The organism is Marinobacter sp. KM021 (genome assembly GCF_050707965.1).
Lineage (GTDB): Bacteria > Pseudomonadota > Gammaproteobacteria > Pseudomonadales > Oleiphilaceae > Marinobacter > Marinobacter shengliensis.
On record NZ_CP136129.1, the window covers coordinates 2925421 to 2937481 of the forward strand.

Annotated in this window: 15 protein-coding genes; 10 read left to right on the top strand and 5 right to left on the bottom strand. The window is 60.8% G+C overall.

The window, feature by feature from the left end; all coding sequences use genetic code 11:
• The first annotated feature begins 66 nt into the window (after positions 1 to 66).
• The 9 genes from ubiE (at position 67) to RVM24_RS13830 (ending at position 6193) form a co-directional block, all read left to right on the top strand.
• Entirely contained in the window at positions 67 to 849 is a 783-nt protein-coding gene (gene ubiE, locus RVM24_RS13790) for a bifunctional demethylmenaquinone methyltransferase/2-methoxy-6-polyprenyl-1,4-benzoquinol methylase UbiE (protein WP_374786906.1), read from the top strand.
• Complete coding sequence (locus RVM24_RS13795; protein ID WP_431474226.1) at positions 849 to 1490, top strand: ubiquinone biosynthesis accessory factor UbiJ; 642 nt, start codon at positions 849 to 851, stop codon at positions 1488 to 1490. The genes ubiE and RVM24_RS13795 overlap by 1 nt, the downstream gene beginning before the upstream one ends.
• Positions 1487 to 3130: a ubiquinone biosynthesis regulatory protein kinase UbiB gene (ubiB, locus tag RVM24_RS13800; RefSeq protein ID WP_431474227.1), complete on the top strand. Its 1644-nt coding sequence runs from the start codon at positions 1487 to 1489 to the stop codon at positions 3128 to 3130. The genes RVM24_RS13795 and ubiB overlap by 4 nt, the downstream gene beginning before the upstream one ends.
• Positions 3131 to 3158: 28 nt before the next feature.
• Complete coding sequence (gene hisI, locus RVM24_RS13805) at positions 3159 to 3575, top strand: phosphoribosyl-AMP cyclohydrolase (protein WP_058092481.1); 417 nt, start codon at positions 3159 to 3161, stop codon at positions 3573 to 3575.
• 12 nt (positions 3576 to 3587) lie between these two features.
• Positions 3588 to 3917, top strand: coding sequence for a phosphoribosyl-ATP diphosphatase (locus RVM24_RS13810; protein WP_431474228.1), 330 nt, complete (start codon positions 3588 to 3590; stop codon positions 3915 to 3917).
• An 86-nt stretch (positions 3918 to 4003) separates the two neighbouring features.
• The gene (gene tatA, locus RVM24_RS13815) at positions 4004 to 4234 is read left to right on the top strand and encodes a Sec-independent protein translocase subunit TatA (RefSeq protein WP_058092479.1); all 231 of its coding nucleotides are present in this window, start codon (positions 4004 to 4006) and stop codon (positions 4232 to 4234) included.
• A gap of 11 nt (positions 4235 to 4245) precedes the next feature.
• A complete protein-coding gene (gene tatB, locus RVM24_RS13820; protein ID WP_152439147.1) occupies positions 4246 to 4698 on the top strand; it encodes a Sec-independent protein translocase protein TatB in 453 nt (150 codons plus the stop codon).
• Positions 4695 to 5477 carry a twin-arginine translocase subunit TatC gene (gene tatC, locus RVM24_RS13825; protein ID WP_072676241.1) on the top strand — a complete coding sequence of 261 codons (783 nt, stop codon included), beginning with the start codon at positions 4695 to 4697 and terminating at the stop codon, positions 5475 to 5477. Before tatB ends, tatC begins: the two co-directional genes overlap by 4 nt.
• A complete protein-coding gene (locus RVM24_RS13830) occupies positions 5474 to 6193 on the top strand; it encodes a 16S rRNA (uracil(1498)-N(3))-methyltransferase (RefSeq protein WP_431474229.1) in 720 nt (239 codons plus the stop codon). The genes tatC and RVM24_RS13830 overlap by 4 nt, the downstream gene beginning before the upstream one ends.
• Before the next feature lie 20 nt (positions 6194 to 6213).
• On the opposite strand, the gene RVM24_RS13835 is transcribed toward RVM24_RS13830, so the two are convergent.
• From RVM24_RS13835 to RVM24_RS13850, 4 genes are read right to left on the bottom strand one after another with little or no spacing between them, the layout of a single operon-like run.
• On the bottom strand, positions 6214 to 7437 hold the full coding sequence (locus RVM24_RS13835; protein WP_431474230.1) for an FAD-dependent monooxygenase: 1224 nt from the start codon (positions 7435 to 7437) through the stop codon (positions 6214 to 6216).
• Positions 7427 to 8713, bottom strand: coding sequence for a 2-octaprenyl-6-methoxyphenyl hydroxylase (gene ubiH / locus RVM24_RS13840; RefSeq protein WP_431474231.1), 1287 nt, complete (start codon positions 8711 to 8713; stop codon positions 7427 to 7429). Before ubiH ends, RVM24_RS13835 begins: the two co-directional genes overlap by 11 nt.
• Positions 8714 to 8717: 4 nt before the next feature.
• Positions 8718 to 10037, bottom strand: a complete 1320-nt coding sequence (gene pepP, locus RVM24_RS13845) for a Xaa-Pro aminopeptidase (protein WP_431474232.1) — start codon at positions 10035 to 10037, stop codon at positions 8718 to 8720.
• 12 nt (positions 10038 to 10049) lie between these two features.
• Positions 10050 to 10646: a UPF0149 family protein gene (locus tag RVM24_RS13850; protein ID WP_431474233.1), complete on the bottom strand. Its 597-nt coding sequence runs from the start codon at positions 10644 to 10646 to the stop codon at positions 10050 to 10052.
• Between the two features lie 187 nt (positions 10647 to 10833).
• On the opposite strand from RVM24_RS13850, the gene RVM24_RS13855 reads away from it, so the two are divergent.
• Positions 10834 to 11433 carry a ZrgA family zinc uptake protein gene (locus RVM24_RS13855; RefSeq protein ID WP_431474234.1) on the top strand — a complete coding sequence of 200 codons (600 nt, stop codon included), beginning with the start codon at positions 10834 to 10836 and terminating at the stop codon, positions 11431 to 11433.
• Between the two features lie 12 nt (positions 11434 to 11445).
• Here RVM24_RS13855 and RVM24_RS13860 read toward each other — a convergent pair whose 3' ends face one another.
• Positions 11446 to 11961, bottom strand: a complete 516-nt coding sequence (locus RVM24_RS13860) for a DUF3299 domain-containing protein (protein WP_152439154.1) — start codon at positions 11959 to 11961, stop codon at positions 11446 to 11448.
• Between the last annotated feature and the right edge of the window lie 100 nt (positions 11962 to 12061).

Genomic DNA, 12061 nt, shown 5'->3' on the forward strand with positions numbered 1-12061 from the left:
ATAAACTTGTAGCCAACCCCTCAAAGGTTAGAATACCAACCTGAGATTCTGACAGGACCAACACCCATGAGCGAGCAGCAAACACCGGGCACCCCCGGCAACGGCCAGGACGACGTAACCCACTTCGGGTTCCGCAATGTACCGAAGAGCCAGAAAGCCAGCCAGGTAGCCCAGGTTTTCCATAGTGTGGCCGGCAAGTACGACCTCATGAACGACCTGATGTCGATGGGAATCCACCGCCTGTGGAAGCGCTTCACCATCGAGCTGAGCGGTGTTCGCCCAGGCCACCAGGTGCTCGATATTGCCGGTGGCACCGGCGACCTGACCATGAAATTTTCTGACCTTGTCGGCCCCACCGGCAAGGTGGTCCTGGCCGACATCAACGCCTCCATGTTGCAGGTAGGCCGCAGCCGGCTGACAGACCGGGGCTACGCTGGCAACATCGAGTACGTGCAGGCCGATGCCGAGCACCTGCCATTCCCGGACAACAGCTTCCAGGCCGTGTCCATCGCCTTTGGCCTGCGCAACGTCACCGACAAGGACCAGGCCCTGCGGGACATGGCCCGGGTCCTGAAACCCGGCGGCAAGCTGATGGTGCTGGAATTCTCCAAGCCCACCAACCCACTGCTGAGCAAGGCCTACGACACCTACTCCTTCACCGCCCTGCCGTTGATGGGCCAGCTGATTGCCGGCGACAGTGAAAGCTACAAATACCTGGCCGAATCCATCCGTATGCACCCGGACCAGGACACCCTGAAAGGTATGATGGAACAGGCCGGTCTGGTGAACTGCAAGTACTACAACATGACCGGCGGCATTGTCGCCCTGCACGTGGGAATCAAACCCTGATGTTCCCCGGCCCGACCCTTCTGTCCGCTGCCAGCGCCATTGTAGAGATCGCGCTGAACCGGGCACTGGAACTGGACACAGCGGGCCGGCAGGCCCTGCTGGACGCCCTGACCGGGCCGGCACAATTCAACATCAGCGCACCGGTCCCGTTGACCTGGACCCTGGAGCGTGTGGGCGAACGGGTTCAGGTGCGCAGTCAGCCCGCCGATGCCCCCGAGTTGGTCATTACCGGCCGCCCCATGGCCTTTGTTGCCCTCGCCCTGGGCGATGATCAGGTGTTTGCGGACGATCGGCTGGGCGTGCAGGGCAATACCGCCCTGGCCCACCAACTGCAACGTGCCCTGAACCAGCTGGAGCCTGACTGGGAAGCGGCCATGGCCCGACACCTTGGCGACCTTCCGGCACATTTTCTGGGCAAGCGCATCCGCAGCGCGGTGCAATGGAGCCGGCAAGCTGCGAATGCCATGAACGCCAATCTGGAAGAGTACCTGCACGAAGAGAGTCGGGCCCTGCCCGGCCGCAGAGAGCTGGAGGCCACATTCCAGGACATTGACCAGCTCAACCTGCGCACTGAACGCCTGGAAGCCCGGCTGACACAGCTGGAAAGTTCCGGTAGCGACAACGATACGGAGACCCTGTGACCCGCCTGCAACGCCTGTTCCGAATTGCCTGGGTATTCTGCCGCTACAGGCTGGACACGTTTCTGCCCCTGGCGGAACTGCCCACACCGCTGAAGATTTTCTTCCTGCTGGCGCCCTGGCACCTGTTCCCCCAGCCGAAACTGAGCCGGGGCGACCGGCTGCGACTGGCGTTGGAAGAGCTCGGCCCGGTGTTCGTCAAATTCGGCCAGATTCTCTCCACCCGGCGGGACCTGCTGCCCGACGACATGGCCGAATCCCTGAAACAACTGCAGGATCGGGTGCCGCCGTTCCCCAGCGACCAGGCCCGGGGCATTATCGAGAAATCCCTGGGCGCGCCGGTGTCGGAGCTGTTCGCCGAGTTCAGCCCGGACCCGATGGCCTCGGCCTCCGTGGCCCAGGTACACGCCGCCACCCTGCCCAATGGCCAGAGAGTGGTGGTCAAGGTGCTGCGCCCGGGTATCGACAAGGTGATCCGCCAGGACCTTGGCCTGATGTACCTGATGGCCGGCCTGCTGGAAAAATACTGGTCTGAAGGCAAACGCCTGCACCCGGTAGACGTAGTGGCCGATTACGACGCCACCATCCACGATGAGCTGGACCTGCAACGCGAAGCCGCCAATGCCAGCCAGTTGCGCCGCAACTTCGACAACTCACCGCTGATCTACATCCCGTTCATCGACTGGGACTACACCAGCAAATCCGTGCTGGTGATGGAGCGCATTCACGGCATCCCCATTGCCGACGTAGACAGCCTGAAAGCGGCCGGCGTCAATATGAAAGTGCTGGCCGAAAAAGGCGTGGAGATCTTCTTCACCCAGGTGTTCCGGGACAGCTTCTTTCACGCCGACATGCACCCGGGCAACATCTTTGTCGACGTCTCCAACCCGGCTGACCCGAAGTACATCGCCATCGATTTCGGCATTGTGGGCACCCTGGCGCCAGACGACCAGAGCTACCTGGCCCGTAACCTGCTGGCCTTCTTCCGCCGGGATTACCGCCAGGTGGCCCAGCTGCACATACAGTCCGGCTGGGTGCCGCCGGACACCCGGGTGAATGAATTCGAGGCGGCCATCCGTACCGTGTGCGAGCCAATCTTCGAACGGCCACTGAAAGACATCTCCTTCGGCCACTTCCTTCTGCGGTTGTTCCAGACGGCCCGCCGTTTCAATATGGAAGTGCAGCCACAGCTGGTACTGCTGCAGAAAACCCTGCTGAACGTCGAGGGCCTGGGCCGCCAGCTGTACCCGGATCTGGACCTGTGGAGCACCGCCCAGCCGTTCCTGGAGAGGTGGATGCGCCAGCGCATCGGCCCTGCCGGGCTGATCAAATCGCTGCAAACGCACCTGCCGGCGTGGCTTGAACAGTCGCCGGAGATGCCGCAACTGGTTCATGATGCGCTATTACAGCTTCGAAGCAGCGGCCCCACGGAAGAACAGAATCGCGCTACGCTTGAGTTAATGAAAGAGCAGCAACTGCGCAGTGACCGCCGGTGGCGCCGGGGTTTCATTGCCGCCGCACTCGCCGCCGCAGCCCTGGCGGGCACTCAGGAGCAGGCCACGCAGCTGGCGGCCGATGCGCCACTTTGGAGCTGGGCCTTGCTTGCCCTTGCCGGCGCGGTCATGCTCCGGGGCAGCCGTTAAACGAATGGATTTATCAGGATTCACAAAAATGCAAGATTCCCCCGCTAACGTCGTACAGCCTGACTGGCTCAACGAGATTCGCTGGACAGAAGACGGCCTGGTACCGGCCATCGCCCAGGACGCCGACAACGGCGACATCCTGATGATGGCGTGGATGAATGCCGAGTCACTGAAGCTGACCGTTGAGGAAGGCCAGGCGGTGTACTGGTCCCGATCCCGTGGCAAACTCTGGCGTAAGGGCGAAAGCTCCGGACACCAGCAGGTACTCCGGGATATCCGGCTCGACTGCGATGCCGACGTCATTTTGCTGAAAGTGGAACAAAAAGGCGGCATTGCCTGCCATACTGGTCGGCGAAGCTGTTTTTACCGGACCCTGAAAGACGGCCAATGGGTCAGCGCCGAGCCGGTGCTGAAAGACCCGAACGCCATCTACGGCAGTGATTGAGGAGCAGAGACCGTGAGTGATGTACTGGAACGCCTGGCCCAGGTCCTGGAAGCCCGCAAGGAAGCCGACCCGGAAACCTCCTACGTGGCCAGCCTGCACGCCAAGGGGCTGAACAAGATTCTGGAGAAGGTGGGCGAAGAGTGCACCGAAACACTGCTGGCCGCCAAAGACGCCGAACAGTCCGGGGACACCCGGGATGTGGTTTACGAAACGGCCGACCTGTGGTTTCACAGCATGGTGATGCTCTCCCGGCTTGGGCTCGGACCAAAAGATGTGATTGATGAGCTGGCCAGTCGTTTCGATCTGTCAGGCCTAGAAGAGAAAGCGTCGCGGAACTCGTAAAGAGGTACCCCTAACGGGGATTTCCGGGAACGGTCGCCGTTGGCGTACAATGTCATGGAACAGCAACAATTGAACGAGGAACCCTCATGGGTATCAGCATCTGGCAACTTTTAATCGTACTCGGCATCGTCATCCTGTTGTTCGGAACCAAGAAACTGCGCAACATCGGCAGTGATCTGGGCGGCGCGATTCGTGGCTTCAAGAAATCCATGAGCGACGAAGAGGAAAAATCCGCCGATCAGAGCACGCTGGAAGGCCAGCAGGCTGAGAAAACTGAGGCCCCGGCCGAAGAGAAGCCCCGGGAAAAGCAAAGCTGAGTACCGCCTGAATGTTCGATATTGGCTTCATTGAGCTACTGATCTGCGGCATCATCGCGCTGCTTGTGCTTGGGCCTGAGCGCCTGCCTACCGCTGCCCGGGCCGCGGGCCGGTGGATTGGCGGCGCGCGGCGCATGGTGGGCCAGTTCACCTCGGAACTGGATCGCCAGCTCAAGGCAGAAGAGCTGCGGGAAGAGCTCCGCAAGGCCGGTGACGTCGGCCTGGACGACATGGAGAAAACCGTCCGCGGAGCCCTTGATGAAGCCAAGAAATACGAACACATGATCCTGCCAGACAGCGAGACCCGCAAACCCCGGCCCGCACCGGCAACCCGCAGGCTCGCCGGCGAGGAAAGCACAAATCAGTCCACCGCCGAGACTCCGCAAGGCGACAACGCCGATCAGGAAGCCAGCGGCGAGGCCAGCAACGCGACACCAGAGCGGCCATCGGATAATCGTTCATGAGCGACCCAGGCAGTAACCCGATACCTCCTGAACAACAGGAGATGCCCCTGATCGAGCACCTGCTCGAATTGCGCAACCGGCTCCTGAAAATGGTGCTGGCCGTGATTGTGTGTTTTGCCTTTATCTACCCGTTCGCCAACGACCTTTACCTCTGGCTGTCGTTACCACTGCGCGAGCTGCTACCGGTGGGCCAGACCATGATCGCCACCGACATCACCTCGCCTTTCTTTGCGCCCCTGAAACTGGCTCTGGTGCTGGCAGTCTTTGCCGCCATCCCGGTGATCCTGTATCAGCTCTGGAGCTTCGTAGCGCCGGGCCTGTACGCCCATGAAAAGCGCCTGGCATTTCCCCTGCTGTTTACCTCCGTCATCCTGTTCTATGCGGGCGCGGCCTTTGCCTATTACGTGGTATTCCCTCTGGTCTTCGGATTCTTTACCGCCATTGGGCCCGAGGGCATTGTCGAGCTGCCTGACATCAGCAGTTACCTGAACTTCGTTCTGAAAATGTTCTTTGCCTTCGGGGTGGCCTTCGAGATTCCCATTGCCACTGTGCTGCTGATCCTCACAGGTGCCACTACGCCCCAGGATCTGGCCGCAAAACGCCCCTACGTGGTGGTGGCCTGCTTTATCATCGGCATGCTGCTGACCCCGCCCGACATTATTTCCCAGACCCTGCTGGCGGTGCCCATGTGGATTCTGTTCGAGTTTGGCATCCTGTTCGGGCGCCTGGCATACCGCCGGGTAGATGACGCCTCTGAGGGCGAGTCCGACTCCGCATGAACCTGGCGCTGCTGTTCGACGAAGACTTCACCGGCACAGACCGGGTGCTGCTCCGCGGTCGCCGCCTTGAACACCTGAGGACCGTACTCAAAGCCAGTACCGGCCACCAGATTCCGGTCGGCCGCGCCAACGGCGCCATGGGCACCGGTGAAATCCTGACCCTGACAGACACCGAAGCGGAGCTGAAGGTCACGCTAAGTCAGCACCCACCACAGCCTCTGCCACTGACCCTGATCCTGGCCATGCCACGGCCGAAGATGTTCCGCCGCGTGCTGCAGACCTGCGCGTCCTTGGGGGTGAAGGATATCTGGCTGATTAACAGTTACAAGGTGGAAAAAAGCTTCTGGCAAACTCCGTGGCTGTCAGACGACAACCTGAGGGAAAACCTGACACTGGGCCTTGAGCAGGCTAAAGATACGGTGATGCCACAGGTGCATATCCGCAAGCTGTTCAAACCCTTTGTGGAAGACGAACTACCGGCCCTGCTGGCAAATAAAATCGCACTGGTGGCGCATCCCGGCACCACCGCACCCTGCCCGGTTCACCTGAACGAGCCGGCAGCCCTGTGCATTGGGCCGGAAGGCGGTTTTACCGATTACGAAGTGGGCAAACTGGAAGAGGCCGGATGCCAGGGTGTGCATCTGGGGGCCCGCATTCTGCGGGTGGAAACGGCCGCGCCAGTGTTGATCAGCCGGCTGTTTGACGCCTGCGGCTGAGCTACCCGCAAAGCCGTCTCTTATTCCGTGATACCCATGGCTTCTGCCGCCACCCGATTCTTCAGCATGGGCAACTGGTTGAGCCAACGCATACCGGTATTCCGTAACCAGCGAACCGGCAGCTCGTCCCGGGCAAACAGCTGCTTGAAGCCTTCCATCGCCGCCATCATGGTAAGATTCTCCCCTTTCCGGCGACGCTGGTAGCGGGCCAGCACCAGGGCATCGTCCGGGGACAGGTTGCGGGCCTTGGCCCGGGCCAGCTCTTCCAGCAGGGCCCTCACATCCCCATAACCCAGGTTGGCACCCTGGCCCGCCAGCGGGTGAATGGTGTGGGCGGCGTCCCCAACCAGTGCCAGGCCGTCGGTAACATAGTCCTTGGCGTGGCGCTGGCGCAGCGGGAAGGCAAAACGCCCGGAAACCTCCAGTACCTCACCCAGTTGCTGCTCAATGGCAACGCCTAACGCCTGCCGAAACGCCTCGGTGTCCAGCGCCATCAGGCGTTTGGCTTCCAGCGTATCCTGGGACCAGACAATCGAGCAGAAATGGTCATCGCCGGCTTCGTTCAGTAGCGGCAAAAAGGCCAGCGGCCCGGTTGGCGAAAAGCGCTGCCAAGCAGTATAGCGGTGCGACTGGCGGGTGCGGACCGTGCACACAATCGCCTGCTGGTCGTAATCCCATTCCCGCGTCGCCAGGCCGCTCCATTGCCGCAAGCGAGACAAGGCGCCGTCGGCTCCGACCACAAGGCGGGCATTCAGGCGCCGACCGTCGTCCAGCTCGACACCGTCACGGCCATGCCAGGCCTTCACCCGGACGCCATCAAACAGTGTTACATCACTGTCAGCGAGTTCTTCAAACAGCGCGCGCACGATGTTCCGGTTCTCAACAATGGTGCCCAGTGAACTGGCGTGCAGCTCCGCTGCATCAAAATGGATACGCCCGGTGCCGTCACCATCCCACACCGTCATCTGGCGATAGCCACAGTGGCGACTGCCCTGCACCCGCCGCCAGGCACCCAGCTCATCCAGCAGGCGCTGGCTGGCCAGGGAGATAGCGCTGACTCTGGGCTCAAAGTCGTTCACGTCGGTTGCCGTGGCCGCCGGTGCAACCAGCTCTGCTGCCGTGGCACCTTCAATCAACCCGACCTGCCAGCCCTGGCGGGACAGCCCCAGGGCCAGTGCTGAGCCAATCATGCCTCCACCCACAATCAGGATATCCATCTGCGAATTGCCGGAATCACTGGTCATTGCGGGCAGGCTCCTTCGAACAATCGGTACGGGAAACAACGGGTTTACGGCCACCGGTGCCCATGGCTTTGCGGGCAAACCAGCGCTTGGCACCGGGCACCAGATCCAGGCCTACCAGGCCCGCGTCCCGGGCGGCCGCCAGAGGTGGCAATGATTGCCCGAACACACGAATCAGGGAATCCGAAAATTGCACGGTTTGCTGCCAGTCCTGCCGGTGCAGGCGCTGGTACTCTCCCAGAATCGACAGATCGCCCAAAGGCGTGCCTTCGTCCACCGCCCGCCGGAACTGCTCCACCAGGGTCATCAGCCCACGCAGGGCCAGGTTAAACCCCTGCCCGGCGACCGGGTGCAGCGCGTGGGCCGCGTTACCCACCAGGGCAACGCCCGGGCGCACGGCTTCATCCACCGTGGTCAGTTTCAACGGGTAGTGATGACACTCACCTATCCGGGTAAAGCGCCCCAGGCGCCAGCCAAAACGCTCCTGCAAGGCCTGGCATCGCTGGTCATCGGACAGCGCCAGTACCTGCTCCAGCGCACTGTCGGTGAGCGTCCACACCAGGGCGGACTGGTTTTCCGCCGTATCCGGCGAGCCATGGGGCAACAACGCCATGGGGCCCGCCTCGGTGAAGCGTTCGAAAGCGGTAAACCCGTGTGCGTCACTGGTGGAGACGTTGGCAATCAGGGCATTCTGACCGTAGTCCTCGGTGCGGGTCACAAACCCCAGCTGTTCCCGCAGGCCAGAGCGGCCGCCATCAGCCACCACCAGGCACTGCCCGGTCAGACTGTAATGTTCGTCACCCTTGCGAATCTCGACGCAAACACCACCAGGCATCGGCGTCATACCGGTGACTTCCGCCGGCGCCTGCCAGCTCACGGGGGTGTCCAGCAGCGCCCGCATCAGGCTCAGGCCCATCCAGCGGTTATCGGCCACATAGCCCAGGGCTGCCTGACCGTGATCTCGCGCATGCAAACGGGTTGCGCCGAATCGCCCCCGGTCCGACACGTGGATGTGGTGGATTGGCGTGGCATGTTCCGCCAGTACCTCCCACAGCCCAAGATTGTCGAAGATCAGCCGTGAGCCCCAGGCCAACGCCGTGGAGCGTGCGTCGTAACTGGGCTGGTAGTCTTCGGGCAAGGCATCTGGCGACAGTGGAAAGGTTTCCACTACCGTTACCCGTAACTCCGGCACCACGCGCGCCAGCGCCAGCGCCAGGGTGGCCCCGGCCAGGCCGCCACCGGCAATGATCAGATCGGTATCGGTGCGGGTGTCTGTCACAGTGTCAGTCCGCCATCAGCGCTTCAATCTCGGCAATGGTCTTCGGAACATCGCCAGTCAGAACCCGGCAACCTTCTTTGGTGACCACCACATCGTCTTCAATGCGAATACCAATGCCGCGCCATTTGGCGTCTACATTGGCGTTGTCCGGCGCGATGTAGAGCCCGGGCTCCACCGTCAACGCCATGCCCGGCTCCAGTTCACGCCAGGCATCACCCACCTTGTAGTCGCCCACATCGTGCACATCCAGGCCCAGCCAATGACCGGTCCGATGCATAAAGAAGGGCTTGTAGGCCTCACTGGCGATGGCGTCATCGAGTGAACCAGAGAGCAGCCCCAGGTCAATCAAGCCCTGGGTAAGCACCTTCAGTGCCGCTTCGTGGGGATGGTTCCAGTGGTTACCGGGCCGCACAGCATCAATCGCTGCGTACTGGGCCGCCAGCACCACTTCGTACAGGGCTTTCTGTTCCGGGCTGAACCGGCCGCTGACCGGGAAAGTACGGGTGATATCGGAGGCGTAACAGTCCAGCTCGCACCCGGCATCGATCAACACCAGGTCTCCGTCTTTCAGGGGCGCGCTGTTCTCGATGTAATGCAGGATGCAACCGTTGGCACCGCCACCCACGATGGAAGGATACGCCGTCGAGCGGGCACCGTGTTCCATGAAGGTATGAATCAGTTCGGCTTCCAGGTTGTACTCGTAACCGCCCTGGCGCGCCCGTTTCATGGCACGGCAATGAGCCTCGGCACTGATCTGACCAGCCTTGGCCATCACCTTCACTTCTGCCGCGCTCTTGTACAGACGCATGTCGTGCAGCAGGTGTTCCAGGGCCACGAACTCTCCGGGAGGATGGGCGCCTGCGCGCACTTTGCTGCGGATAACCTTGACCCAGTCCATCACCCGGTTATCAAAGGCGTGGTCCTTGCCCAGCGGGTAATAGACCCGGCTGCGGCCTTCAATCATTCCGGGCAGGATGTCGTCGATGTCGGAAATCGGAAAGGCATCGTCCATACCGAAGCGCTCAATGGCGCCCTCCGGCCCCACCAGGAAACCATCCCACAGTTCTTTCTCCGGGTTCCGCTCTTTGCAAAACAGCACGGTTTCACCGTGCTCACGGCCGGGAATCAGAGCCAGCACTGCTTCGGGCTCACCGAAGCCAGTCAGATACTGGAAATCGCTGTCCTGGCGGAACGGATGCAACACATCCCGGTTTCTGACCCGTTCCGGGGCCGCCGGCAAAATAGCGATGCTGTCTGGTGCCATACGGTCCATCAACTTGCGCCGACGCTCAGCAAACTCTTTAACGGAAATCATTGAGGTCATGATGTCTCCAGGTCAATGCAGGGTCGGGGTGTTGGCCGGTTTTTCCGGTTCGTTAAACTCGGTAAATACCGCCAGGGCACCCAGCCGGATGTATTCGGTTATCTCCAGCAACTGCTGCTCGCTTTCTTCATCCGATTCTTCATCTTCCGACAACTGGCTGATAGCCACCATGTCTTCAATCAGCTCGCGAATCTCGTCCGGAGCCTGCCCCAGGGATGCTCCGGCCGCCAGTGCCATGCCTTCCAGGAAACCCCGAACCCAGGCCACCAGTGCCTCAAGGCGCTGATCAATGGCGTAATCGTCATCCGGCAGCAACGGGTGAAAACTGAGGTCTGACGACTGCAACTGCGCCAGCGCCGTCTGGTAGGCGCCGTTCATAAAGGGCGCCAGATCCCCGGACTCTTCCACGGCCTGGATGCCAAGCCCCATCTGTTCACAAACCATGGCCAGCCATTCGTCTTCCTGAATACGGGAACCGGCCGCCAATCGACCACACAATGCACCGTGCAGCTCAGAGGGGTGGCTGAACGCCTTGTGTGTGGTGTAAACGTTGGCCCAGCGTTCAAATTCAGCGGCGCGGGCAGCACCTGTGCTATCGGTGTCAGACATGAAACCCTGTGTTCCTGTGTCAGGGGAGCCTGGCCGTTCTACCAGCCGGGTTCCGTATACATTTGAGCAAGCCTCTATCCTAGCATTCCGGCAGACAAGTGGCACTTCCGGGTACCGGCAGGCTTGCTTTTGCACTGGCAAAAATCAAAAATGTTATAACGTATCAAAGCTGCGAGAGGTACCAACCATGTTTTACCCACGCGCATCCGCACGTTCTGCAACCCTGCTGCTATCACTCAGCCTGGCCGCATGGCCGGTTCTAGCCTCCGAAAACCCGGGCGCACACCAGCATGGGCACGCCGATCTGCAAATGGCGATTGATAACGAGCGCGTAGATCTGCTGCTTCTGTCACCCGCCTACAACCTGATCGGCTTCGAGCACAAGCCCCGCACTGATGAACAGCAACAACGGGTGAACGACACCGAACAATGGGCCAGTGAAACTGCCATGATCAATACCGTGGCCGGCAACTGCACCCTGGTCTCCAGCGCCATGCACGTGGGCTGGGGTGAAGCGAAAGGCGACGGCCACAAGCATGACCATGGTCACAGCCATAGCCATAGTCACAATCATGACCACGACCATGACCACGACTCCGGTCACGCAGACATCGAAATTACCCAGACGCTCAACTGCCCGAATCTATCGGAGTCCGCTCAGTTCGAAACCGGCCTGATGGCCCGCTTCCCTGAACTCCAACACCTGAACGTGCAGTGGGTCGGCCCACTGGGACAAGGCGCCACACGTCTGTCACCGGGTAACATCCAGTTCCGGCTGACCCGGTAGTAGCCCGGCGAACTACTCGCTGTAGGGTTTGACCGACGTCGCTACCAGCGAGTAGGAGGACGTACCGAGATCATTCTCGGTACGTTCGATGACCAATTCGCCTTCTATCCACACCGGGTCATACAAAGCCCGGAGCGTGAATCCTTCTTCATATTTGACGTGAATAATCTGGTTCGGTGGTGGCGGAGGCACATGAATGCAGGCGCCGTAGTAGGGGACCAGGAAGAACTCGAGGATACGCATGTCGTTGGTGACTTTCAGGGGCACGACAAAACCCGGAATCCGGCCTTCAACGTTACCCATCTCCGGAACAACCCGGCCGGTCATGATTTCATCCGGCAACAGGGCGGGGCCGTCTCCTTCGTGTTCAATTTCCGGCATACTCTCCAGCAACGCCAGATCCTCGGCCGGCATCAGTTCCAGCCAGTCGATCTCCCGCGGCTCTGCCAGGGCAATGGATGAAACCATCAACAGTATCATCGGTCCAAGCCGCGCAAGCAGGTTCCGGGTTTGCAAGGTATCGAACATGTACAACCACTCCCCATGGGGTCAACCGTGTAACGGACGCCATCATACAACGGCAAAGACAATACGGATATGAGCACCGAGACAGCAAGAAACCAATCCG